Source organism: Flavobacterium crassostreae (genome assembly GCF_001831475.1).
GTDB lineage: Bacteria > Bacteroidota > Bacteroidia > Flavobacteriales > Flavobacteriaceae > Flavobacterium > Flavobacterium crassostreae.
Map to the genome: position 1 here is coordinate 2,511,086 of NZ_CP017688.1, position 23,960 is coordinate 2,535,045.

The window sequence follows — 23,960 nt, forward strand, 5'->3', positions numbered from 1 at the left end:
AAGAATTACTAGGTGGCTAAGGTAATAAGGTTTTATTAAATTATTGGATTTTTGAAGCCAAAAGATAGATTACAGCCATTCTAATTGCTACACCGTTTTCTACTTGGTTCAAAATTACAGATTGTTTAGAATCTGCTACATCAGAGGTTATTTCTACCCCTCTATTTATTGGACCAGGATGCATTACTACTATTTCTTTATTTAAGGAGTCTAATAGGGTTTTATCTAGGCCATATTGTTGTGCATATTCTCTGGTTGACGGAAAATAATTCACGTCCATACGTTCGTTTTGTACTCGTAGCATATTGGCTACATCACACCATTCTAATGCTTTTCGTAAATTTGGCTCTACGCTAACCCCCAAAGAGGTTATGAATTTTGGAATTAAGGTTTTAGGACCACATACTTTAACTTCTGCACCTTGCATTTGCAGGGCATAAATATTAGAAAGCGCTACTCTGGAGTGCAAAATATCGCCTACAATCACTACTTTTTTTCCTGCCACATCGCCTAATTTTTCTCTAATGGAGTAACTATCCAATAAGGCTTGCGTGGGGTGTTCATGGGCTCCATCTCCTGCGTTTACAATACTTGCTTTTACATTTTTGGACAAAAAATAAGCCGCTCCAGGAGTAGCATGACGCATCACTACCATATCTACTTTCATAGAAAGAATATTATTGACTGTATCTATCAGGGTTTCGCCTTTTTTTACAGAAGATTGTGCCGCCGAAAAACTTATAACATCCGCCGATAGTCTTTTTTGGGCTAACTCAAAAGAAAGTTTGGTACGGGTACTGTTTTCAAAAAAAATATTTGCTATGGTAATATCGCGTAACGAAGGTACTTTTTTAATAGGGCGATTGATAACTTCTTTAAAATGATCTGCAGTCTCAAAGATAAGATCAATATCATTTGGGGTAATGTATTTGATGCCTAATAAATGATTTACGCTTAATTCTTTCATTTTTGTATGGTTAAAATAGTATATAAGGTTAGCGGTCAAATTTCACAACGTTGTGGATCTGAGTGGATTTAATTAGTGATTAAGTAAACGGCATCTTCTCCTTGGTTTTCTTTCCAATTTACTTTTACTTTTTCGTTGTTAATTGCATCTACTTGTCTGCCTCTATAGTCAGGCTGTATTGGCAAATTACGACTAAAACGCCTATCTATTAAAACCAACAATTCAATCTCTGCGGGTCTTCCAAAGGACTGAATTGCAGTCAAAGCCGCCCGAATACTTCTACCGGTAAACAACACGTCATCTATAAAAATAACTTTTTTGTTTTCGACAATAAAATTAATTTTGGTTTTATTGGCCTCTAATGGTTTTTCGGTTCTACGAAAATCATCTCTAAAAAAAGTAATATCCAAATAACCCAATTGAATCTCTGGGGTATGGTACTCTTTTTCTAAAATTGTCTTTAATCGTTCTGCCATAAATGTTCCTCGGGGCTGAATCCCCACAAGAATGGTGTCTTTAAAATCGAGATGTTTTTCAATCAATTGACAAGCCAAACGGTGTAAAATGATGTTGACTTCTTTGGAATTAAGTAAAACTTTTTGAGTCATAATGCTATATAAGGTTTGGTTGGGCAAATATACAAATTCCTGTTTAGGATTTCTAAATTATAGCTTTAGAATATTCTGTGTTTTTTTTAATCTAAAATCCCCTATTTAAAAGAACCCGTTGAAAGCATCAGAGATTGTAATTACTAATTTATGTCACCAATCAAAACCCGAATGATGGTTTAGGCTTTTTTTGGCAAAACCCAATGTATTATTTAACACTTATAGTAACTAAAAAAAGCACTTGAGATAATCTACAAGTGCTTTTAATATATTACTCAAAAAAATAAGAAAAAAAACGAATTATTTTATTATTAATTTTTTTGTCTGCTTGAATATTCCATCTGAAACCACTACAAGATACATCCCGCTTGAAAGACCTTTAAGGCTATAACTTAATGGGTTTTTAATTACATCAATAACAGCACCTTCTAAATTGTATATTGTTGTAGTTATTTTGTTGGTATCCATGTTGGTAAAACTAAAATTTACTGTTTCTGAGGCTGGATTAGGATACATTGCAAACCCTTTTTTCTTTAATTCATAAAACAAGGTAGAGAGCGTGAATGTTTTGTCATTCAAATTTGCTACGGCATAACTCCAAGGGCTAAATTCGGTAGCATTTTTTGCTCTAACTCTAAAATCATATATTGTTTGTGTACCCGATTTAGGTACCCATAATAATCCTTCGATAGTAGTCGAAAAAGAAGTCCATTCTCCCAAACTATTTTTTAGTTCTATTTCATATACCGTAGCATTTATAACGGTATTCCAATAGGCATAAAAGCCCGTATCATATAGATCCCCATCGGTAATTATAGGTTTTGCTAAGGTGGTTTGTGTTGGAGTGATTGACATAGGGACAACAACAACATTAGAAAACATAGAGGAAACAGCATTTGATTTAGCAGTTACCCGATACGAATACGTTACCCCTGCCATTAAACCTGTGTCAGTATATGTTGTTGCATCAGCACTAAGGGTGGCCAAAAGATTGTATACTCCATTTGGCAAGGCTCTTTCTACCACATAAGATGTTTCGTTTGTAGCGTTATCAATCCAACTTAACTCAACCATTAACGAGCTAATATTTGGCAATGCTACCAAATTAGTTGGTGTTGCAATGCTTACGGTATTGGAACTAGATTTCACCAAAACCGAATAATCTTCAACTTCTCCAAAGTAAGAATCTTCACCACACGGATCAGAGGTTTTTCCATAAGAATAACGCACCCGCATCCTTGTAACTCCTGGAGTTGCATTTGAAGGTATTAAAATTGATCCAACCGCATTTATTCCTTCATAAGAAAACACCCGTTCTCCTGGGTCAGTAAACAGTCCGTTTTGATTCCAGTCTATCCAGACGTTTATATTGTTTCCTTGGGCTGAATGCGCTGGATAAACCTCAATTGGGTACGATTTACCTGGATCTACTTGAGCCAAAAAATTAGTAAAATCAGCATACCCATTTAGAGGAAACCCTTGAGAATCATTATTTATATTAGCAAAGGTAACATTTAGTATGCTGGAATAGTCATAAACTACAGATGCATTACAATACACTCTAGTTGGCTTAGAATAAATACTAATATAATCCTTTTTTAGCATCGTATTGCTGGAGTTATTGTTTCCGTTTACAACCAATTCCACATTGTAGTTACCCGCCGACAGATAGTTCACAATAGGCTCTGCATCAGTACTAGTAGCAGGTGTTCCGCCAGGAAACGACCATAGATAACTTTTTATGTAACCCGTAGACTGATTTTTAAATTTTACAGACCCTCCAGTAATTGTTGCTACTGTTGAAGACGAAAATTGAGCATCAACCGCATCATCAACACTTGCATTCCTTAAGGGACCAGTTATGACGTAGGTGGCTGTATTTCCTGAAATATTTTTATAATATCCTGTGAGATATTTAAAATTATTTATCGTAGGACTTGTATTTAATTTTTTAATAAGATCATTGAGCGAGGTATCAAAATTGCCATTTGTAAAGGTCCCTGTAAGACTAAAACGTCTTAAAGAAGTCGTTGCCTCGAGTGCAGCTATAGCTGTTTTACCCGTTAGAGCGATAAATTCAGTTTGTACATCAGCCGGAGCGCCTACTGTATAAAGTTTATCCTCTTTCCATGGGGTTGTAACAGCCCACCAATTTTCATGCTTTATCACAGTATTATTCAAATAATTAACAAACGAAGTTTGTAAGGCACTATTAGCTTTTAATTGGTTAATTTTTGCATCATACCCCGCTACATCGTCTGCTCGAACCAACCTAACCAACTCTTTAGCGGTTGCCATATCGTTTTTGAACCAATGGGACCATAGCATGTTTCCATAACGGTAAAACTTAAACCCATTATTATAATCCGCACTCAAAATCTGACTTACTGTCATGTATTCTGAAGGGCCTTCATTTTTTATAGCACTACCTTGACTCTCACGAATTGTCACGCCCTGAGTATCCGTACTTCCGGCAAAATGCTCTGCCATCCCTTCTTCAAACCAAACCAAACGATTATTTTTATAAATTGGAGACTCTCCCCAAAAACCATTAGCCATGTAGCGCCCCTGTAAATAATGTACGTACTCGTGTCTAAATAACTCTTCTAATGAAAAAGTACTTTCCATTGTTGTTCTTTCATAAGTATAAAAAGTAGCGCCTCGTTCAATATACATCCCTCCATTGTTGGTGTCAATTCCATTTAACAAGGTTTGCCAATCTTGGTAGTTTGCCAAAGTACCATAAACAACCATATTTAATTTAATGTTAGGGTCATTAGCCACAGCAGCATCTGTTTCTATAAATCTAAAAACTTGTGCTTGTACTTGCTTGGATGCATAATATAATGGTAAAACAGTTTCGTAACTAAGAGGTGTTTTAACAACTAATTTACCATCATCAAAAGTAAAGGTATTAGGAAACAACATGTTGTCTATTTCGGACTTAATAGCATCTATGTTTTCACACAAGGAATAGGCTGAACAGTTTCCTGATTCGTTAATCGCCTTTATAATTCTGTACCAATTAGGAGTTAGTCTTGGCAATGTTTTCACAATATCTGCAAGATAAGGCTCTACTTTAGGTTTTAAAACAGAGCTAGTCATCATCCTAACCATTTCTCCAATAGAATTATTTGGAATTAGCTCTAAGGTATTATTTGTCTTTAATTCTGAATCTGTTGCCAATTTTGACATTAAACTTATAAATTCAGAATCTGTATTTAAAGCCGATTCAAATAAAGGATCAACAGGTTGGATCCCTCTAAACATTAAAAAAAACATTCTGTTATATGCAGTAACGTATTTTTGCATTAAAGCATCGTCATTAACTATTGTTTTCCAATTGTCCAAAACTGTCAAGTTTTTCATGGCTGTTTTTACAACATTAATAATAGCAGGTTTATGCCTTAAACCTGTAGCATCACACATTATCAAATATTCATCTAAAATTAACAATGCATTTTCTGTAACATCCCATAAATGCGCATTGTTTGCGAAAGACTCCACGGCATTGTTATATTTTTGGGTAGAATTAGCATCAAAATTAACTGAAGTTTGAAAAAAATCATGATAACTAGCCGCATGCAAGTAGGTAGCAAGACCAAGCATACCACTATTTAATGTTCCATCGTGCGAGATAGAAATAGAATACATTTCTTGAGCAACAATAGCAACATTTGCATTAGAAAACAAAGAAGGCCCATAACTAGCATCAAATGAAAACAAAGTACGCAAACAGCCATCATAATCTGTAGCTGCTTTTAATTGTTGCACTAAAGCACTACCACTATAGGACGCCCATGTTGCCATTGTGCCAGGACAATTAGCTAAAAACTTATTTGTTTTTTTTATTGCTGTATTAGGTTCTTTCACAACACCTCTTGAACACACGGTCAATTGGTCTTTAGAATTATACAGTTCTTTAGGTGGAGCTTGTTGCCCCAAAACATTAAAGCCTAAAAACAACAAACCTACTTGCTGCATAATCTTAAATAGTTTTTTTTTCATAGTTTTAAAATTTCACATCCTTTTAAGAATGTTGATTTACTTGTTAATTTAAAAACAACAAATGTATAATTATTTATTATTTTATAAAGATTTACAACAAAAAACATGATTTATTTTATAAAAATATGTTTTCAGGACACAAAAAGCATAACATTATTTGATAATTGTATAACTAGATATTTTATGTAAAAACTAATTTTGTAGTAAATCAAAAAAAAAGTATTATGAAAAACAAATTAACAACATTACTAACATTAATTACAGTAGCATTTACCTTCACAAGTTGTGAGGTTATTGGGGGTATTTTTAAAGCCGGAATGGGAGTAGGAATTTTTATGGTTATTGCTATTATTGCTTTGGTACTGTTTGGGGTAGCAAAATTATTTGGAAAAAAATAACCGTATAAAAAAACTCCTGTAAAATTAATTACAGGAGTTTTGGTTGTAATACCAAAGATACTACAAGTTATTTTGCATACATTTTGATTCGTAATTCTTGAATTTTTTCATCATCCAAATACTCGTCAAAGGTCATGTAGCTATCTATGGCTCCGTTGGGAGTTAGCTCCACCACTCTATTTCCTACTGTTTGTGCAAATTCATGATCGTGTGTGGTAAAAATAACCGATCCTTTATAATTTTTTAAAGAGTTATTAAAGGCCGTAATAGACTCTAAATCTAAGTGATTTGTTGGTTCGTCTATCAACAACACGTTGGCTCTTTCCATCATCATTCGAGACATCATGCAGCGCACTTTTTCTCCTCCAGATAATACTCTGCAGGTTTTTAAGGCTTCTTCGCCCGAAAAAATCATTTTACCCAAAAAGCTTCGGATATTTACCTCGTCGCGCTCTTCTTCGGTTTTAACCCATTGACGCAACCAATCTACCAGAGACAAATCATTTTCAAAAAAAGAATGGTTTTCTACCGGCAAATACGCCTGATTGGTCGTAACTCCCCAGTCATAAGTGCCTGAATCTGCTGGTTTGTTTCCGTTTACTATTTCATAAAAAGCGGTAGTAGCACGAGAATCTTTAGAAAAAAGCACAATTTTGTCTCCTTTTGCCATATTCAAATCCACACCCTTAAACAATAGTTCTCCATCTACCGAAGCACTTAAATTCTGAACATTTAAAATTTGATCTCCTGCTTCTCGCTCTTGATCAAAAATAATTGCTGGATACCTACGACTAGAGGGTTTTATTTCGGATATATTTAATTTACTAATCATTTTTTTACGCGAAGTAGCTTGTTTTGACTTGGCTACGTTGGCACTAAAACGACGTATAAACTCTTCTAATTCTTGTTTCTTTTCTTCGGCTTTTTTATTTTGTTGTGCTCGTTGTTTGGCTGCTAATTGACTGGATTCGTACCAAAAAGTGTAGTTTCCAGAATAGTGGTTGATTTTGCTATAATCTATGTCCGAGATATGGGTGCAAACCGAATCCAAAAAGTGACGGTCATGCGATACCACGATTACGGTGTTTTCGTAATTTGCCAAAAAGGTTTCTAACCAAGCAATGGTTTCAAAATCCAAATCATTGGTAGGCTCATCCATGATTAATAAATCTGGATTTCCAAATAAGGCTTGCGCCAACAAAACCCGCACTTTAATTTTTCCTTCTAGATCTGCCATTAAGGTATAATGGTGTTCTTCTCCAATGCCTAAATTAGAAAGCATCGAAGCCGCATCGGAATCTGCATTCCAACCGTTCATTTCTTCAAACTGTACTTGCAACTCTCCTATTCTATCCGCATTTTTGTCATTATAATCTAAATAGAGTTCGTCCATTTCTTTTTTGACTGCATATAAAATTTTGTTTCCCATTATTACGGTCTCTAAAACAGTATGCGCATCAAACATGTTGTGGTTTTGGTTTAAAACCGACATGCGTTTTCCGGGTTCTAAATGAATGTGTCCTGAGGTAGGATCCATCTCGCCCGAAATTATTTTAAGAAAGGTAGATTTTCCAGCACCATTAGCTCCAATAACACCATATATATTGCCATGGGTAAAAGTAGTATTTACCTCATCAAATAATATTCGTTTACCAAACTGGACGGATAAATTATTAACTGTTAACATGAATGTTTATTTTATAAATTTTCGCAAAATTACAAAAAAAATACTGATTTCTTAGAATTGTAGCCCTCTTAATCCTAGTGTTGTTCTTTGGGTTCTTTATTAAAAAAATACCTTTTATTTTTTGTTGCAAAAAAAATTAATTTAAATACTTTTTTTAATCTCCTCTAAGCTAGCGTTGGTATACACCAATTGGTCAATAATACGTTTTCGGAGCAGATCTAGATCTTCAAATTCATAATATTTGGCCCAAGAGGTAAGGGCAAATAAATTTCGGATTTGTTTGATTTTTTTGGTAGTATCCAAACTGTTGCGCAAAACCGCTCTTTTATCGTACAATGGATTGTTTTTATGTTGGTAATTTACCGTTTTGCGGGTATAATCCACCTCCAAATAATACAATAAATCGGTATTATTATCGGGATAAAATCCGTCCCAGGCCGCAAAACCTAACTTAAACTTAGTAGTTGTGGGCTGCTGCTCTAGTGCAACCAAACGCCATTTGCTGTTTGCTAACCTGCCCCAATGATTGGACCAACGATACATACCCAATGGGGTATAATAATACGTACTACCCGCCTTGCTTTGGTATTGTACTTTTAAACCCTCGGTGGCAGAGATAGGTACTTCCTGAAAAACACAAAAGGTGTGTTTGAAAGCATTAGGAGCTGGTTTGAAATTTTTTTGCATGCGCAAATATAATCAGAATGTCTTAAAGACAAAACTGCCAATAAAATGCTTAACTTTGGCGCCTACAAATTAAAACAACAACGATGACCAAGACTTCAGACGAAAAAATGTTACAAAAAGGGATCTATACCGGAGTAATTGAAAAAGACGAAAACAACAATTTTTTTTGCGGCATCTATCTCTTAGATTATAAAATGGTACAATCCAAACATGCCATTGGAGATTTAATTACCATAAAATCTGTGATAGAAAACCCAAGTGATATTAGTCATAATCAATATCCAAAAAAGTCTAAAAACTTTGACAAAGCAAACCACAAACCACAACAGTAAGCACCACAACAGAATTGCTTTTGTAGATCCAAAACCAGAAAATTTTATTTTTTGGGGGTATAAAGTAAAAACTTAAAAAAAAGTGTACCTTTGCAAAAAATTGTTGTTTTTTAAAATTAATTGAATTAATTTCTAAATTAAAAGACAAGTAGTTACCTTATTTATGAAAAAAATAGTTGAATACCGCAAGTTACTTAATGTAGATAAAACTGCAGAGCTAAAAGATTTAAAAACCATTTATCGCAATGCGATGAAAGAATCCCATCCAGATAAATTTCAAGGAGACGAAGCTGGTTTGAAAGCTGCAGAAGAAAATAGTAAAAAAATAATTGAAGCATACCACTTTTTGGTAAGTATCAATCCTGAAACTATTAAAGTAAACTTACCCGAATATACCGAAACAATCAATATTGCAACCATTACAGATTACAAATTTGTAGAAGGTAGATTGATTATTAATTTTTCAAACGGAAGCGTTTACGAATACATTAGTGTCCCTAAAGCTACTTACGTAAAAATGGTAAATGCATCTTCTCCTGGAAGATTTGCAAAAAGACACATTTTGAACTCGTATGTTTGGAGAAAAACAATCAATCAAGATTAGTTTTTGATCTTGTTTTAAACAAACAAAAGCCTAAAATAATAAAGCCCAATTTACAAATTGGGCTTTTATTGTTTCTATAATAAACTCGTTTATTGCCAACCACCTCCCAAATCTCTATAAATCAAAACAAAAGCGTTCCGTTGTTTGATTTTGGTTTCAATCAATTCTAGTTTGGAGTCAAGAGCATCGCGTTGGGTCATTAAAACTTCAAAATAATCTGCTCTTGCAGACTGAAATAAATCACCAGCTATACTTATCGATTGGTTCATGGCTGCTACTTGTTCGGCTTTTAGTTGGTATCTTTTTTCTAAATAAGCCATAGTAGCCATTTGGGTAGCAACCTCTAAATAGGCATTCAAAACAGTTCGTTGGTACGCATACAATGCCTGCAGTTGTCTGGAATTAGCAGACGCAAATTCTGCCTTGATTGTATTTCTATTAATCAAAGGTGCTGCAATATCTCCTATCAAATTATACAGTAAAGACTCTGGAAATTGAGCCAAATAAGATGTTTTAAAAGCCTGTAAACCAAATGCAGCCGAAATATCTAAAGAAGGATAAAAAGCCGCACGGGCTACTTTTACATCTAGTTTTGCCGCTGTGAGAGCCAACTCGGCTTGTTTAATATCTGGCCTATTGGATAGCAATTGAGAGGGAGTTCCGGTGGCAATAATTGCCGAGGCTGTTTGCATAAAAGTACCACTATCTCTTTTTATTTTTTCGGGATATTGCCCCAATAAAAAATGGATGCGGTTTTCTGTTTCTACTATTTTCTGTAGGATTTCAAACTCCATACTTTTAGACGAAAACACCTCTGCTTGAAATTTTTGTACTGCCAATTCTGTGGTTCTAGCTGCTTGTTTCTGGATTTTAACAATTTCGAGGGCATTTTGTTGCAAAACAATGGTTTGTTTTATTATATCCAACTGGTTGTCTAGTGCCATTAATTCGTAATACGAATTGGCAACCTCAGCAATTAGATTTGTAACTACAAAATTTTTGCCCTCAATAGTGGCTAAATACTTGTTTACTGCCGCTTTTTTAGAATTGCGAAGTTTTTTCCAGATATCGACTTCCCATTTTGCATAAGCGCCAATATTAAAATCCGTCAATGGATCCGGAAATTCTTTGCCTGGAGTAATTTCGGTGGTAGCATCTCCGGCGCCTTGGCTGGTATAACGTCCTACTTTTTCTACTCCAGTACCTGCTCTAAGACCTACCGTAGGCAATAGAGCTCCTTTGCGAACCAGGATATCGTTTTTGGCTATTTCTATTTCTTGCAACGTTATTTTTAGTTCTTGATTGTTTTTTAAGGCAATCTCTATCAGCAAGGCAAGATTGGGATCTTTAAAATAATTTTTCCAAGCTATTGCTGCAGTATTGGTTGTATCGGTACTGCTACCAAAATGCTCTGGTATTGCTTTGTAGGCTGTATCGGTAACCGTAGCAGGGGTTTTGCAACTAATCACGGCCAGAGTGCCGAGAATTAGTAACGAGTAGGGATATATTTTTGATTTAAACATGATGCGTAATTTCTTCGGTTAATGGATTTTCATCTTCGTCTTTAGAGAGTTTGTGTTTTTCGGAAATGGTAGCAAAAATAAAATAGAGCCCCGGAATAAGTACCACACCACACAGGGTGCCTATAAGCATCCCTCCTGCGGCTGCAGAACCCAATGTTCTATTGCCAATTTTACCTGGGTCCGAAGCCACTGCTAACGGAATTAAACCTGCTATAAAAGCAAAAGAGGTCATTAAAATAGGCCGAAAACGTACCATAGCTCCTTCTGTGGCTGCTGCAATTACGGAGGCGCCTTGGCTGTGTTTGTGTGCTGCAAATTCTACTATTAATACGGCATTCTTTCCGAGCAAACCAATAAGCATAATAAAGGAGACTTGGGCATAAATATTGTTATCCAAACCAACTAATTTTAAGAATAAAAAAGCTCCAAAAATACCTGCTGGCAAAGACAAAATTACTATCAGTGGCAAAACAAAGCTCTCGTATTGGGCTGCAAGAACCAAATACACAAAACCCAAACAAATTAAGAAAATATAAATTGCCTCATTGCCTCTGGCTACCTCATCTGCTGAAATACCTGCCCAATCAATACCAAAACCTCTAGGAAGCGTTTTTGCAGCTACCTCATTTACAACTGCAATGGCAGTACCGCTACTAAATCCAATGGCGGGAGCGCCACTGATTTCGGCAGCATTGTACATATTGTGTCTGGTGATTTCAGAGAGTCCGTATACTTTTTTCATTTTCATGAAAGCAGAAAAAGGCACCATTTCGTCTTGGTTGTTCTTTACATATAATTTTAAGATATCCTCTGGCAAAGCTCGGTATTCTGGTGAGGCCTGTACAATTACCTTATATTGTCGGTCGTATTTTATAAAGTTTGTTTCGTAATTGCTACCCACTAAGGTAGATAAGGTATTCATGGCATTCTCAATACTTACGCCTTTTTGTTGCGCAATATCGTTATCAATATCCAGCATGTATTGCGGAAAACTAGCGCTATAAAAAGTAAAAACAGAGGTAAGTTCTGGACGTTTTTTAAGAGCCGCAACAAATTCTCTACTTACGGTTTCCATCTTTTTATAATCTCCGGAACCTGCTTTATCAAGCAATCGCAATTCAAAACCACCCGCGGCGCCATATCCAGGCACTGCTGGAGGCTGAAAAAACTCTATAGTAGCTCCAGAAATATTTTTGGTCTCTTCTTCTAATTTTTTAATAATTTCTTCGACATTTTCGTGGCGTTCTTCCCAACTTTTTAAATTAATTAAACACGTACCGGTATTGGCTCCAGTACCTTCGGTTAGAATCTCGTAACCTGCCAATGCAGATACAGACTGCACGCCATCTATTTTTTCGGCTACTTTTTGCAATTTTTCGGCAATTTGGTTGGTTCTTTCTAAAGAAGATCCTGGAGGAGTTTGAATAATGGCATAAAACATTCCTTGGTCCTCGTTTGGAATAAATCCAGAAGGCAAACTGTTATTGATAAAGAAAATCCCAATACAAAAGGCAAGCAATACTCCAATAGAAACCGATCGTCTGTTGATAAAAATAGCCAATACTTTTCTATAGCCTTCAGACAAATGATCAAACTTTTTATTGAAACCATCCAAAAATGTATTAATTAAATTCTTAGGACGTGGTTTGCCGTGGTTGTTTTTTAGCATCAAAGCACACAATGCTGGTGTAAGAGTCAAGGCAACAATACCGGAGAGGATAATTGCAGTAGCCATCGTAATAGAAAACTGACGGTAAAAAATACCTACAGGTCCAGACATAAATGCTACGGGTATAAAAACAGCCGCCATTAAAAACGTGATGGCAATAATGGCCCCACCAATCTCGGATAGGGCTTTTTTGGTCGCTTTTCGGGCAGAAAGATGTTCTTCTTCCATTTTGGCATGTACGGCTTCAATAACCACAATGGCATCATCTACCACTACTCCAATGGCCAATACTAGCGCAAATAGGGTAATTAAATTGATGGTAATACCAAAGAGTTGCATAAAAGCAAAGGTACCGATCAAAGATACTGGAACCGCAATGGCTGGTATGATGGTCGAACGCCAGTCTCCCAGAAACAAGAATACCACTAGACCTACTAGTATAAATGCTTCGGCAAGGGTATGGATTACTTTTTCTATAGAAGCGTCTAAAAATTTAGATACATCATAACTGATTTCATAATCCATCCCTTTTGGAAAAGATTTTTTTAGATCTTCTAATTTTGCTTTAACATCTTTAATAACCTGACTGGCATTACTGCCGTAGGATTGCTTGATGGTTATTGCTGCAGATGGTTTGCCGTCAATACTAGAATAAATATCATACATGGAGCTACCAAATTCTACGTCTGCAATGTCTTTTAGTCGGAGCAATGCGCCATCTGGATTGGCACGTACCACGATGTCATCATAGCCTTCCTTGGTGGTGTATCTTCCTTTATATTTTAATACATATTCAAAGGCTTGGGATCTTTTACCAGAACTTTCTCCTGTTTTACCAGGCGATGCTTCTAAACTTTGGTTGCTTAAGGACTCCATTACCTCTTCGGCCGAAATTTTGTAAGCTAACATTCGGTCTGGTTTTAACCAAATACGCATGGCATAATCCCGATTTCCTAAAATATCTGCAAAACCTACCCCATTAACCCGCTTTAAATCCGATAAAATATTAATATCGGCATAGTTGTACAGAAATTTTTGATTTGCTTTGGGATCTTTGCTAAATAAATTGACATATAAGAGCATGTTGGGCTCTTCTCGGGTTATTTTTAATCCTTCTCTAACTACCAAGGGCGGTAGTTTGTTGATGACCGAAGCCACACGATTTTGAATATTAATGGCGGCTTGATTGGGATCCGTGCCTAGGTTAAAAATTACTTGTATGGAGGCTTCTCCGTCATTTCCTGCATCGGAGGTAATGTATTTCATTCCTGGAACGCCATTAATGGCTCTTTCTAACGGAATAACTACGGCTTTAACCATTAACTCCCCGTTGGCTCCAGGGTAAGCTGCGGTAATGTTGACCTTTGGAGGAGATATGGCCGGAAATTGTGTTACAGGTAATCCGGTCATGGCCAGTATTCCCAAAAACACAATCACCAACGATATAACTATCGACAGTACGGGTCTTTGTATAAATTTATCAAACATCTTTATCTTTTTATAGCGTTAAATGAATTATTCTGCTTTTAATCTTAAGCTAGACAACACTTTATTGGGGTTTATATACTCAAATTTGATTTGATCGTTCTCATTTGCTTTTTGAATTCCATCCAATAGTATTTTTTCTTTTGCTGTAATACCAGTAGCAATAACATACAGATCTGGCATTTGGCCTTTTATGGTAATTTCTCTGGATGTAATGGTGCTGTTTTTATCTACTACAAACACAAATTTTTTGTCTTGTATTTCGTAGGTTGCTTTCTGAGGAATCACTAAGGCTTCATGCAACGGAACGGTCATCATTACAGAGCCTGTTTCGCCATTTCGCAAAAGTTTTTCTGGATTAGGAAACCGAGCCCTAAAGGCAATATTGCCTGTTTCGCTATCAAACTCTGCTTCTATTAATTCTACTTTTCCTTTGTATTTTAATAACTGGCTGTTGGCCAATAATAGGCTTACTTTGTTGTCTGCACGGTTTTTAATATCGGTTTGGTAATTTAAATATTCGGGTTCCGAAACGTTGAAATAGGCAAACATTTCGCTATTGTCGGACAAACTAGTAAGCAGCTCCCCTTCTTCTATTAGGCTTCCTAGTTTTTTGGGTATTCTATCAATTGTTCCTGCAAATGGCGCTCTAATTTCGGTAAAAGACAGATGCAATTTGGCCAAGGATACTTCGGCTCGCGCTTGTTGTACTTTAGCTATAGCTATTGCTTGCTCGTTTTTGGAAACGATGTTTTTATCGGCCAAGGTTTTGGCATTTTGCAATTCAATTTCGGCGGCTTTTTCTTCGGCTTGGGCCTTTAGCAACTCGGCTTGGTACATTTTGGGCATGATTCGGAACAGTAACTGGCCTGCCTTTACATACTGGCCTTCATCTACATAAATATTTTGCAAAAAACCACGCTCTTGTGCCCGGATTTCAATGTTTTGTACGGATCGGATTTGCGAAACATACTTTTTGGTAAAGGAGGTATCTATAACCACCGGATTGGTAACCGTGAACTTGGTTGGTTCTTCTTTTTCTTCTTTTTTGGAGTTACAACTAACAAGGAACAACGCGGCTAAAAAGCCCGTAATTAGGAGTGTTTTTTTCATGATCTAAAATAAAATTTAAGCAGTGCAATGGGTGCTAATTATACCTCTCTTGAGGGAGTAAAAAAAATAGCAGCTGCCTAAAATGTATCCATACCAAAAAACCTACCTAATTTACTTTAGGAAGTATGGAGCACACGGATTTAGAGCAACTACTGGGGTGTAATGCTCAAATTCGTAATACGCGTTGTCTGGCAAAAATCGGGGAAGAATAACCACAAAAAGAAGTGGTGCTTTTTAAAATTGAAACCTCTTTAGCTAGCATAGCTACTGCACAAAGGTTTTGGTACCAAGGCAAATAGTATTTGTTGTTGGTTTGCTTAGCGTCAAGGACATTTTTTTTAGAGACATCAAAACAACCTTCTTCTTCTATCTCGGTGTTTGTTTCTTCAATTAGGTTGGTGTCTTGGCTTTTGTTTGAGATTTTTATTTGAGTATTTTTAAAAAAAACAGACTCTAAGTGAGGCGTTGTCTGGGTATACTGAAGGCTAGCCTGTAGCTTGTTTGCTCCGCCTAAGAGAAGCATATACGAGTATATAAAAAACAAGACTACTCTCATTTGAGTTCTAATTAATTTTTTCTTGAAAAAAAACACTTCAAAACAAGCAAAGCATCTTTTAATGGATTGTAAAATCAGGTCAAAAGTAAATTGAAATTTTTAATAAATTAGGTTTTTTAATACTATTTTAAGAATAATATTTATTGTAGTAAACAAACTTGCTAGTTGCAGCAAATTGGTGTAAAAAGAGTAAAAAACAGTTTTACAACAAACGTAAAAAAAATGGATTGCGTTACTTTTTTTATGGATTGCGTTAAACTCTATGGGTTGTTTTTGCCAATTTTGTACCAACAAAAAAATAGTTACTAACTCAAAAAAAAATAATTATGTTAAGATGGACCGTTACATTTATAATTCTAGCAATAATCGCTGGTATCTTTGGATTTGGAGGAATTGCTGCTGGCGCCGCTAGTATTGCCAAAATTTTGTTTTTTATCTTTATAGTTTTATTTATTTTATCTCTAATTAGTGGTCGAAAAAAACTATAAAAAACAAATACCATTCCAGTGGATTTTGTCCCAGCAATGATTTTTTTTTCAATTTAAACTAAAAACTTATGGAAGAATACGCAAAACACGAAATTGATTACATTAAAAAGTATCAAGACAAAGGATATACCACTAATTTTTTATTTCAGGAAAACCGCTTGATCCATACCGAATCCAAGTACAAATACCATCCCGAAGAACTCTACATTGTGGCACAGCACCGATTTGAAGGCATGAGTAATCCCGAAGATATGTCTATACTGTATGTATTAGAAACCGCAGATGCCGCCAAGGGTACCTATTTAGTAGGTTATGGTCCAGCAGCAGATTTAGATGCGGCTTCTTTTTTTAATGCTATTCCGGAAGAAAACTGCTCGGATAGAGAAGAAATAAAAGAAGTTTAATTTTTATTAACGCCATGCTGCTACTTTTGGTTTGGGTAGTGGCATGGTTTTTTTTAAACTAATGGCACTTATAATTACGCAACATTAGGTTCTAATTGTATAATACACACTATAGACTTTATCCCGAAATTTGGATTTATAAAAACAACCCATTTTGTTACACATAACAATGAAGCAGCTGGGCTTACTAAATTAATACAAATTGTGATGAAAAATATAGACATTCCATCGGGCTCTTTAAAACAAAGTATGCTATATCTTAAAACGAAATTAAATGGTTTTTTGGATTGTAGCACCAATGAGTTTAAACTGCGCTTTGACTCCGATTTGATAAAAGGGAGCATCGAAGCTATATCCTACTCCAAAGAGATGCACTATATAAACCTAGCGGTTTGTTTTACGGAAGATATCCGTATTAGTTTACAAAACATACCATCCTTGCCTAGCTACTTTATTTACTGCTCGCAAGGTACTGTGACGCATGCATTGGATGCACTGCCCGAAAAAAGAGTTATTAAAGCAGATCAAAATATCATTATCTCTTGTGCTAAGGCAAAAGCCAAAAATGTGTTTTGGATCCCAAAAAATACTCCTACAAAAATTGCACTTATTGTGGTCGAAAATCACTTTATGCCAGAGAGCGATTCTTTGTATTCTAAAATTCAACATACTTTTTTTGAAAACAGACCCGATGGTGTGTATTATGGAATTCAAAATAATAGCATTAGCACCAAAATAGCACAATTGAGAGCAGTAAACCAAAAAGGAATAGTTGGAAATTTATTAAAAAAAGGTATTTTACAAATTGTTTTGGCCACAGAAATTGAAGGTTTTAGCGCAGCGGTAAACAGCAGTAAAGTTACCGAAATTGGCTTGACCAAAAAGCAGATTGAGGATATTAGATTGCTCTCGGAGAGCATCAAAAAAAATCCCTCAGCAGCATACTCCCTAAAATCAATGAGTCAGAAAACAGGAGTATCTCCCAATAAATTGCAAGAAGGGTTTAAAATTATGCACCAAACTACGGTAAATGATTTTATAACCTTGGTACGTATTGAAAGAGCCGAAAGCCTAATTAGAACTAGTGATCTGACCATTTCGCAGATTGTATATTCTATAGGGTTTAGTAGTAGAAGTTATTTTTCTAAAATATTTAAGCAAAAATACCATTGCAGCCCTAAACAATACAAATACAGTCAAAATTCGTTAGCTATTACAGCGTAATATATTTTTATTTTTATAAAAAACAGCTTAGAAATAGGCTGTTTTTTTTTTAGACTAAGTCCAACAGAAAGTTGCTAATTTCGAGGGTATTTAGAGTATGATCTGGATGTGCCTGAAGCAGGGCATGTTGGGGCATAAAAGGCATTTCGGCCTCCAAAGGGTTTTGTACTATGGTAGTACCGCCGGCTTTATGAATGGCTAACAACCCTTTGGTTCCATCTGCATTTGCGCCAGAGAGCAGAATGCCTAGTAAAGAGTTTTTGTACACCTCTGCTAGAGATTGAAAAGAGACATCTATACTGGGTCTGCTAAAATTTATTTTTTCGGAAATATCCAACGAAATTGTTTTGTTTTTTTCAAACAACAAATGGTAATTAGCCGGAGCGATGTAAATACTACCCGGCAGGATTGGTGTTTTGTCTTCTACTTCTTTAACTTGCATGCTTGTTTTTAATGCAATCAAATTTTCGAGCATACTGTCTGCAGAACTGGTTCTATGTACTACAATAACCAAAGCAAAAGGTGCGTTTGCTTTTAGTTTGGGCAGTATCTCCATCAAAACATGCAAACTGCCAGCAGAACCACCCAAAACTACTGCATCAAAATGGGTTATTCTTTTATTTTTCTCCATATTTTTTGTTTGTTGAGCTGTTTAAAGTTTTTGCTCATGGAGGCAAATTTTAGTGTCTCTTTGCTTCCTAAGGCAAGATAACCCAATGGAGATAAACTTTGATCAAAAAGATTCAAGGCTCTTTCTTGCAGGTTTTTATCAAAATAAATCATTACATTTCTGCATAATATCAAATCAAATTCATTGAATTTACCTACTCACTTTTCACTTATTCGGTATCTTAAAAACTGAAACAATTTTGTTCTAACAGGCTTGAGTTCCATTAGGCTGCGTTGCTGCACCGGATTATCTACAGTGAGTTGTTGTACTTTATCAAATGCTGCATGGGCTTCTTCTTCGGATTGGTCAAAATGATTTAAAAAATCTTCTCTGCCTGTGATCAAAAAACCGCGCATGGCTGCTAGAGATATGGCGGAACTGAGGTATAAATTTCGTTTAAAGTTGTTTTTCATGTGATGCAAAATCCAAAATTATTTAATTGTTTAATTGTAAAGGCAAAACCAAAATAAAAGTTGCTTCTGCATCCACTTGACTTTTGGCGGTAATTAAGCCTTGGTGTTTTTCGATAATTTTTTTGGCAATTGCCAAACCTATTCCAGTTCCTTCATAAATTTTTCGATCGCTCAAGCTTTGAAAAATCATAAAAATTTTACTCAAATATTGCTCATCAAATCCTATTCCGTTGTCTTGAATAAAAATCCTACAATAGGCACCATCATCTTGTATCTCACTATCCAAACTGCGTTTAGCAATGCGTTCCGAACGAATATTAATAATAGGTGGCACTCCATCTTTGGTAAACTTTAGCGAATTGCCTATTAGGTTTTGAAATACTTGCCGCAATTGCGATGGAATACCCATAATTGTAGGCAAATTATGCACCGTAATAGTAGCTTTTTTTTCTTCTATCAAATGATCATTATCTGTAATCACCTCGTGCACCAAAACATCCAAAGCTACTTTTTCAGGCCGTACGGTGGCAGATAAACGGGAGTATTCTAGCAAATCCGTAATCAAATTTTGCATTCTTTCGGCTGCTTTTACGGTACGGTTTACATAATCTTTGGCTTTATCATCTTGTAGCAAATAATTATCTTTAATGATATGGATAAACATCTGAATTTTTCTCAAAGGCTCTTTTAGATCATGAGATACCACCCAAGAGAATTGCTGCAATTCATGATTTTTGAGTTCTAATTCTTCGTTTTTGGTAACTAATTCATTGGTTCTAGCGGCAATTTTTATTTCTAAATTTTCTTGAGCTTCTTTTCTAATTTCTATCTCTTTAGATAATAAATCTTTGATAACCAAGAGTTCGTTTTGCTGCTGATAGATTTTTAAAAAAGTTTTAACCTTAAGGATTAATAAATCCGAATCTACCGGTTTAGTAATATAATCTACCGCACCGGTTTGGTAGCCTTTAAATATAAAATTCTTTTGCTTGTTGACAGCAGATAAAAAAATTACCGGAATATTCTTAGTTCGGTTGCTTCCTGCCAAAATTTCCGCCACTTCAAAACCATCCATACCTGGCATCTGAACATCCATAATAATAAGGGCGTACTCTTTTTTTAGGATTTTTTTCAAGGCTTCTTCACCAGATTCTGCCGCTTCAACTTCTAAATCCTGAAGCTCCAATATCTTTTTTAAAGCTATTAAATTAGCCTTAATGTCATCCACAATTAGTATCATAAATTTGTTTTTGTTCCCTTTGTTTTTTTTTAATAAAAGGACACATTAATAGGGCATTAATTTTGAAATAATTTTACATATTACAACCCATTATAAGCTTGGTATAAAATTCCTTTTTTTGGGTAAAAAAAGCTGTTTTGAACTTTATTTACTATTCAATTAATTAAAAAAAACAGGTATTACCATTCAAAAATAAAAAAAAGAAGTTATAAACCTTGGTAAAAAAACGGTAATTTGAGCGCAATTATTCAAAATAAAAAAATGAACACTTCTGCCTTATAATCTTATAACTTTATACCAAAATAGTGTAAATTGTAGTGCTACAAAATAGCCTAACAAATTGTACCCTAAAACACTACAACTAATTTAATCTCTATAAATAGACTTTAAATGGACCCGAGTATTTTAATACAATTGTGCAAATAGAGCTTCCAAAAAAGAGTTTTCATACCCACAAAAAAGATCTCTATAAATACTAGATATCATTTGCAAAAAATATAAAAACCATCTTAAAAAGATGCTCTTAAATTTTGTTAATTTGCAAAGCCAATTGGTTGTTTTTTATATCGCAATTTTCCCTCCCTAAATGACAGACTATTTATACCATAAAATCTATACTGACACCTCTTTTAAAACAACGGATTTAAACCAGCAAGAATTTGAATCTTGCCAATTTAATAGTTGTGATTTTAGTTTGTGTAATTTTATTGGAGTAACTTTTATTGATTGTGTATTTACCCATTGCAATTTTGAACATGCCAATATAAATCACGTAGCCTTTCGAGGCGTGCATTTTAATTATTGCAAAATAATCGGGGTCAATTTTGCCATGTGCGATGCGCTTATTTTTGAGGTACATTTTAAAAATAGTATTTTGGATTTTTCAAAATTCTATACGTTAAAAATGAAAAGAACCCCCTTTGAACAATGCAGTATGGTTGCCGTAGATTTTATGAATACCGATCTAACCGAGGCTTTTTTTGATCGTTGTGATTTGTACCGTGCCGAATTTGCTAACGCCACGGCTATTAAAGCCAATTTTAGAACCAGTTATAATTATACCATAGATCCCGAAAAAACAAAAATAAAAAAAGCGCTTTTTTCAATGGATGGTATAAAAGGATTGTTAACCAAACATAACATTTGTGTAAGCCCATAATTTTATAAACCCAGCCCCTTTTTACTGTTTATAAAATTCCCTATTTTTGTAGTCTAAAATTTATTATGATGCCAAATAAAAAATATAAAATAGCCGTTATCCAATTAAATCTTAATGATGTTGCCGAAAACAACCTCAAAAAATGCTTGCATTGGGTACGGGATGCCGCCAGCCAAGGTGCCGAGGTAATTTCGTTGCCAGAATTGTACAGTAGCCATTATTTTTGCCAAAGTGAAGATGTAGCTAATTTTTCTATAGCAGAACCATTATACAGTACGTCTTTTATTGCTTTTAGCGCTTTAGCAAAAGAGTTGTCTGTAGTAATTATTGTTCCTTTTTTTGAAAAAAGAATGGCTGGCATTTACCACAATAGTGCCTACATTATAGATACTGATGGGACAGAGGCAGGATTGTACCGTAAAATGCACATTCCGGATGACCCTCATTTTTATGAAAAATTTTATTTCACACCTGGAGATTTAGGGTTTAAAACCATCCCTACGCAAAAAGGAAAAATAGGCACCCTAATTTGTTGGGACCAATGGTATCCTGAAGCAGCAAGACTTACAGCCCTTAAAGGAGCTGAAACCTTATTTTATCCTACTGCAATAGGTTGGCATCCTGCAGAGAAAGAACAATATGGCGCTAATCAATATGGCGCTTGGATGAATGTAATGAAAGGGCACGCTGTTGCCAACGGAGTGTATGTGGCTGCCGCAAATCGTATTGGTCTTGAAAAATACCTTCCGGACACAGATGGTATTGAATTTTGGGGAGCATCATTTATTGCTGGACCACAAGGAGAAATTTTGGCGCAAGCCTCTCATGATAAAGAAGAAATTTTAATTGCGGAGGTAGACTTGGATTTGCAAGAAAACGTGCGTCAGAACTGGCCTTTTTTTAGAGACCGAAGAATTGATGCCTTTGGAGACATAACCAAACGTGCAATTGACTAATCCCAACACATTTGTAACCGCTAAAATAATTTAGTTAGTAACACCTACAAAAAATGGACTACAGCAGTTGCTATAGTCCATTTTTTGTAGGTGTTGTTTTATTATAATCCGTTGTTTAGTTTCGGTCTGGTTGGTAAATTTTGATGGTACCATCTCCTTCACTACTTACTACCACTAAGCTTCTTTTATTAGGACTTTGAGAAGCCGGAATAAACAACAATCCCTCTGGAGCATCTCCTGTTTTTAGGGTTTGTAAGTATTTAGGTGCATTGGGATTAGTCACATCATAAACCATACAATTATCGGTTCTTTCTAAACCAACAAATAAGATGGATTTTGATCCCATTTTGGCCACTACAACTGCCTCCGGTTCTGCACCTTTATCATCACTACGTTTGTCATCATAGGTGCCAAAATCATGGGCTTTTTTGTCTAATTCATTTTTGCTATCAAATACCATTTTGCCTGTAGTACCATTCCAGATACTAAAAGATCTTCCACCAAAACTTACCAACTCATCGATATCTCCATCTCCATCAGTGTCTCCCATTTTGTTAACAATGTTTAAACGTCCCATTTTGGCATTGTCTTTTAGAGCAAGGGCATTCGGAAATTTTACTGGATCTAAAATCACAGAGCTGCTTCCTATTCTACTTACGTCAACATAGTTGTCGTATTCTCTGGCGTCTCCTTCGTTGGCGGTTACAAAATAAGCAACATTGTTTACCTCAAAACTACTAATAGCATCTGGCATGAACATTCCTTTTACATTCCAAGGGTTAAATACGATCTGATCGTCTTTATCACTAATATCAATAGCGTTTTCGGCCAAACTAAAATCTTTGTAACCTAATGGAAATATAGCCGTAATTTTTTTGGCAAGTAGGTCTACTTTGGCAACGCCATTATTTTCTTGTAGAGTTACCCAGGCTGTTTTAGAATCTGCAGCAATGGTGATGTATTCTGGCTCAATGTCTTTTGCAAAATCATTTGTCGGGCTAGAAATCTTAAAACCACCTGCTTTTAGGGTTGTTAATTGGCTACTAAAATTGCTAAAATTTAAAGTAGTAACGGCATAGTTATTAGCAACATCAATTATAGAAACAGTTCCTTCTGGATCTACCGAATAATCACTATTTGGCTCGCCTTCATTGGCAGTCATGATCCATTTTCCGTCTGGCGAAAACGTAACCATATCTGGCAATGCACCTACGGTAATCTCCTTAATAACACTATAATTGGCCGTATCAAAAACAACCACTTTACCTAAATCTTGTTTGCTTGAGGTAGCCTCTAAGGCCACAGCCAATTTGCCTTGGTAAGTAGCCACACTGTTCGAGGCGCCATTAAAGGGAGTCAAATCTATTTTGGCGATCCACTTTGGATTGGATGGATCGGACAAATCTACTACATCGATGCCGTTGGTATCGCTATTATTAACTGTAAACAGCTTTTTGGAAACTGCATCATACGCACTTATTTCTGCGGCACCTTCTGCTCCGATGGTAATAGACCCTATTTCTTTAAAACTAGCTGGGTTTTCGTCAATTAGTTGTTCTAGTATTGCGTCTTCTATAGACTCATTTTTGGTGCAACTAGATAATAGGCAAATTGCAGCTAATACTGTTAATCCATAATTTTTCATTGTGTATTTTTTTTGTTTTTGGCAAAAATAACAGGATACACCCGAAGAGGTATTACTAAAATATTACCTAATGATTAATTAAAAATGTCCGAAGTACTTTTTATAAAAAAATGCAGCAATAAAA

At 35.4% G+C, this 23,960-nt stretch carries 22 protein-coding genes; 8 read left to right on the top strand and 14 right to left on the bottom strand.

Annotated features, from left to right (window positions below):
• Positions 1-40 precede the first annotated feature (40 nt).
• The 3 genes from LB076_RS11160 to LB076_RS11170 all read right to left on the bottom strand — a co-directional run bounded on the left by LB076_RS11160 (position 41) and on the right by LB076_RS11170 (position 5,583).
• Positions 41-967, bottom strand: coding sequence for an aspartate carbamoyltransferase catalytic subunit (locus LB076_RS11160; RefSeq protein WP_066335550.1), 927 nt, complete (start codon positions 965-967; stop codon positions 41-43).
• 68 nt (positions 968-1,035) lie between these two features.
• Positions 1,036-1,575 carry a bifunctional pyr operon transcriptional regulator/uracil phosphoribosyltransferase PyrR gene (gene pyrR, locus LB076_RS11165; RefSeq protein WP_066335552.1) on the bottom strand — a complete coding sequence of 180 codons (540 nt, stop codon included), beginning with the start codon at positions 1,573-1,575 and terminating at the stop codon, positions 1,036-1,038.
• 300 nt (positions 1,576-1,875) lie between these two features.
• Positions 1,876-5,583 (bottom strand): collagenase, encoded by a 3,708-nt coding sequence (locus LB076_RS11170; protein ID WP_066335554.1) that lies wholly within the window; start codon positions 5,581-5,583, stop codon positions 1,876-1,878.
• A gap of 224 nt (positions 5,584-5,807) precedes the next feature.
• Here LB076_RS11170 and LB076_RS13995 point away from each other — a divergent pair, with 224 nt between their 5' ends.
• Complete coding sequence (locus LB076_RS13995; RefSeq protein ID WP_176699283.1) at positions 5,808-5,981, top strand: hypothetical protein; 174 nt, start codon at positions 5,808-5,810, stop codon at positions 5,979-5,981.
• 67 nt (positions 5,982-6,048) lie between these two features.
• On the opposite strand, the gene LB076_RS11175 is transcribed toward LB076_RS13995, so the two are convergent.
• Together LB076_RS11175 and LB076_RS11180 are read right to left on the bottom strand one after the other, a co-directional pair.
• Entirely contained in the window at positions 6,049-7,668 is a 1,620-nt protein-coding gene (locus tag LB076_RS11175; RefSeq protein WP_066335557.1) for an ABC-F family ATP-binding cassette domain-containing protein, read from the bottom strand.
• A 141-nt stretch (positions 7,669-7,809) separates the two neighbouring features.
• Complete coding sequence (locus LB076_RS11180) at positions 7,810-8,355, bottom strand: hypothetical protein (protein ID WP_066335558.1); 546 nt, start codon at positions 8,353-8,355, stop codon at positions 7,810-7,812.
• Positions 8,356-8,438: 83 nt separating this feature from the next.
• Here LB076_RS11180 and LB076_RS11185 point away from each other — a divergent pair, with 83 nt between their 5' ends.
• The gene (locus tag LB076_RS11185; protein ID WP_066335563.1) at positions 8,439-8,687 is read left to right on the top strand and encodes a hypothetical protein; all 249 of its coding nucleotides are present in this window, start codon (positions 8,439-8,441) and stop codon (positions 8,685-8,687) included.
• A gap of 163 nt (positions 8,688-8,850) precedes the next feature.
• The gene (locus tag LB076_RS11190) at positions 8,851-9,291 is read left to right on the top strand and encodes a KTSC domain-containing protein (RefSeq protein ID WP_066335566.1); all 441 of its coding nucleotides are present in this window, start codon (positions 8,851-8,853) and stop codon (positions 9,289-9,291) included.
• An 89-nt stretch (positions 9,292-9,380) separates the two neighbouring features.
• Here the strand turns inward: LB076_RS11190 and LB076_RS11195 are convergent, their stop codons facing one another.
• From LB076_RS11195 to LB076_RS11210, 4 genes are all read right to left on the bottom strand, one after another.
• Entirely contained in the window at positions 9,381-10,814 is a 1,434-nt protein-coding gene (locus LB076_RS11195; protein WP_066335568.1) for a TolC family protein, read from the bottom strand.
• Positions 10,807-13,971 carry an efflux RND transporter permease subunit gene (locus LB076_RS11200; protein ID WP_066335570.1) on the bottom strand — a complete coding sequence of 1,055 codons (3,165 nt, stop codon included), beginning with the start codon at positions 13,969-13,971 and terminating at the stop codon, positions 10,807-10,809. The genes LB076_RS11195 and LB076_RS11200 overlap by 8 nt, the downstream gene beginning before the upstream one ends.
• Before the next feature lie 27 nt (positions 13,972-13,998).
• A complete protein-coding gene (locus tag LB076_RS11205) occupies positions 13,999-15,081 on the bottom strand; it encodes an efflux RND transporter periplasmic adaptor subunit (RefSeq protein ID WP_066335573.1) in 1,083 nt (360 codons plus the stop codon).
• 166 nt (positions 15,082-15,247) lie between these two features.
• Positions 15,248-15,604, bottom strand: a complete 357-nt coding sequence (locus LB076_RS11210) for a hypothetical protein (protein WP_066335575.1) — start codon at positions 15,602-15,604, stop codon at positions 15,248-15,250.
• 359 nt (positions 15,605-15,963) lie between these two features.
• Here LB076_RS11210 and LB076_RS13670 point away from each other — a divergent pair, with 359 nt between their 5' ends.
• From LB076_RS13670 to LB076_RS11230, 3 genes are all read left to right on the top strand, one after another.
• Positions 15,964-16,125, top strand: coding sequence for a DUF1328 family protein (locus LB076_RS13670; RefSeq protein WP_078055296.1), 162 nt, complete (start codon positions 15,964-15,966; stop codon positions 16,123-16,125).
• Positions 16,126-16,193: 68 nt separating this feature from the next.
• Positions 16,194-16,529 carry a hypothetical protein gene (locus LB076_RS11225; protein ID WP_066335579.1) on the top strand — a complete coding sequence of 112 codons (336 nt, stop codon included), beginning with the start codon at positions 16,194-16,196 and terminating at the stop codon, positions 16,527-16,529.
• 207 nt (positions 16,530-16,736) lie between these two features.
• On the top strand, positions 16,737-17,753 hold the full coding sequence (locus tag LB076_RS11230; RefSeq protein ID WP_066335581.1) for a helix-turn-helix domain-containing protein: 1,017 nt from the start codon (positions 16,737-16,739) through the stop codon (positions 17,751-17,753).
• A 49-nt stretch (positions 17,754-17,802) separates the two neighbouring features.
• Here the strand turns inward: LB076_RS11230 and LB076_RS11235 are convergent, their stop codons facing one another.
• From LB076_RS11235 to LB076_RS11245, 4 genes are read right to left on the bottom strand one after another with little or no spacing between them, the layout of a single operon-like run.
• Entirely contained in the window at positions 17,803-18,384 is a 582-nt protein-coding gene (locus LB076_RS11235; protein WP_066335582.1) for a chemotaxis protein CheB, read from the bottom strand.
• Positions 18,363-18,557, bottom strand: coding sequence for a CheR family methyltransferase (locus LB076_RS13795; protein WP_232505652.1), 195 nt, complete (start codon positions 18,555-18,557; stop codon positions 18,363-18,365). Before LB076_RS13795 ends, LB076_RS11235 begins: the two co-directional genes overlap by 22 nt.
• Positions 18,558-18,581: 24 nt before the next feature.
• Positions 18,582-18,836 (bottom strand): CHASE3 domain-containing protein, encoded by a 255-nt coding sequence (locus LB076_RS13800; RefSeq protein WP_066335584.1) that lies wholly within the window; start codon positions 18,834-18,836, stop codon positions 18,582-18,584.
• A 22-nt stretch (positions 18,837-18,858) separates the two neighbouring features.
• On the bottom strand, positions 18,859-20,076 hold the full coding sequence (locus LB076_RS11245; RefSeq protein ID WP_066335587.1) for a sensor histidine kinase: 1,218 nt from the start codon (positions 20,074-20,076) through the stop codon (positions 18,859-18,861).
• Positions 20,077-20,662: 586 nt separating this feature from the next.
• Here LB076_RS11245 and LB076_RS11250 point away from each other — a divergent pair.
• On the top strand, positions 20,663-21,235 hold the full coding sequence (locus LB076_RS11250; protein WP_066335588.1) for a pentapeptide repeat-containing protein: 573 nt from the start codon (positions 20,663-20,665) through the stop codon (positions 21,233-21,235).
• A 68-nt stretch (positions 21,236-21,303) separates the two neighbouring features.
• The gene (locus LB076_RS11255) at positions 21,304-22,191 is read left to right on the top strand and encodes a carbon-nitrogen hydrolase (RefSeq protein WP_066335746.1); all 888 of its coding nucleotides are present in this window, start codon (positions 21,304-21,306) and stop codon (positions 22,189-22,191) included.
• A 115-nt stretch (positions 22,192-22,306) separates the two neighbouring features.
• On the opposite strand, the gene LB076_RS11260 is transcribed toward LB076_RS11255, so the two are convergent.
• Positions 22,307-23,836: a choice-of-anchor I family protein gene (locus tag LB076_RS11260; protein ID WP_066335590.1), complete on the bottom strand. Its 1,530-nt coding sequence runs from the start codon at positions 23,834-23,836 to the stop codon at positions 22,307-22,309.
• Positions 23,837-23,960 lie beyond the last annotated feature (124 nt).

Bases quoted from the DNA above. Each gene is read 5' to 3' on its own strand.
- LB076_RS11160 (WP_066335550.1), bottom strand. From the start codon at position 967: ATGAAAGAATTAAGCGTAAATCATTTATTAGGCATCAAATACATTACC.
- pyrR (WP_066335552.1), bottom strand. From the start codon at position 1,575: ATGACTCAAAAAGTTTTACTTAATTCCAAAGAAGTCAACATCATTTTA.
- LB076_RS11170 (WP_066335554.1), bottom strand. From the start codon at position 5,583: ATGAAAAAAAAACTATTTAAGATTATGCAGCAAGTAGGTTTGTTGTTT.
- LB076_RS13995 (WP_176699283.1), top strand. From the start codon at position 5,808: ATGAAAAACAAATTAACAACATTACTAACATTAATTACAGTAGCATTT.
- LB076_RS11175 (WP_066335557.1), bottom strand. From the start codon at position 7,668: ATGTTAACAGTTAATAATTTATCCGTCCAGTTTGGTAAACGAATATTA.
- LB076_RS11180 (WP_066335558.1), bottom strand. From the start codon at position 8,355: ATGCAAAAAAATTTCAAACCAGCTCCTAATGCTTTCAAACACACCTTT.
- LB076_RS11185 (WP_066335563.1), top strand. From the start codon at position 8,439: ATGACCAAGACTTCAGACGAAAAAATGTTACAAAAAGGGATCTATACC.
- LB076_RS11190 (WP_066335566.1), top strand. From the start codon at position 8,851: ATGAAAAAAATAGTTGAATACCGCAAGTTACTTAATGTAGATAAAACT.
- LB076_RS11195 (WP_066335568.1), bottom strand. From the start codon at position 10,814: ATGTTTAAATCAAAAATATATCCCTACTCGTTACTAATTCTCGGCACT.
- LB076_RS11200 (WP_066335570.1), bottom strand. From the start codon at position 13,971: ATGTTTGATAAATTTATACAAAGACCCGTACTGTCGATAGTTATATCG.
- LB076_RS11205 (WP_066335573.1), bottom strand. From the start codon at position 15,081: ATGAAAAAAACACTCCTAATTACGGGCTTTTTAGCCGCGTTGTTCCTT.
- LB076_RS11210 (WP_066335575.1), bottom strand. From the start codon at position 15,604: ATGCTTCTCTTAGGCGGAGCAAACAAGCTACAGGCTAGCCTTCAGTAT.
- LB076_RS13670 (WP_078055296.1), top strand. From the start codon at position 15,964: ATGTTAAGATGGACCGTTACATTTATAATTCTAGCAATAATCGCTGGT.
- LB076_RS11225 (WP_066335579.1), top strand. From the start codon at position 16,194: ATGGAAGAATACGCAAAACACGAAATTGATTACATTAAAAAGTATCAA.
- LB076_RS11230 (WP_066335581.1), top strand. From the start codon at position 16,737: ATGAAAAATATAGACATTCCATCGGGCTCTTTAAAACAAAGTATGCTA.
- LB076_RS11235 (WP_066335582.1), bottom strand. From the start codon at position 18,384: ATGGAGAAAAATAAAAGAATAACCCATTTTGATGCAGTAGTTTTGGGT.
- LB076_RS13800 (WP_066335584.1), bottom strand. From the start codon at position 18,836: ATGAAAAACAACTTTAAACGAAATTTATACCTCAGTTCCGCCATATCT.
- LB076_RS11245 (WP_066335587.1), bottom strand. From the start codon at position 20,076: ATGATACTAATTGTGGATGACATTAAGGCTAATTTAATAGCTTTAAAA.
- LB076_RS11250 (WP_066335588.1), top strand. From the start codon at position 20,663: ATGACAGACTATTTATACCATAAAATCTATACTGACACCTCTTTTAAA.
- LB076_RS11255 (WP_066335746.1), top strand. From the start codon at position 21,304: ATGCCAAATAAAAAATATAAAATAGCCGTTATCCAATTAAATCTTAAT.
- LB076_RS11260 (WP_066335590.1), bottom strand. From the start codon at position 23,836: ATGAAAAATTATGGATTAACAGTATTAGCTGCAATTTGCCTATTATCT.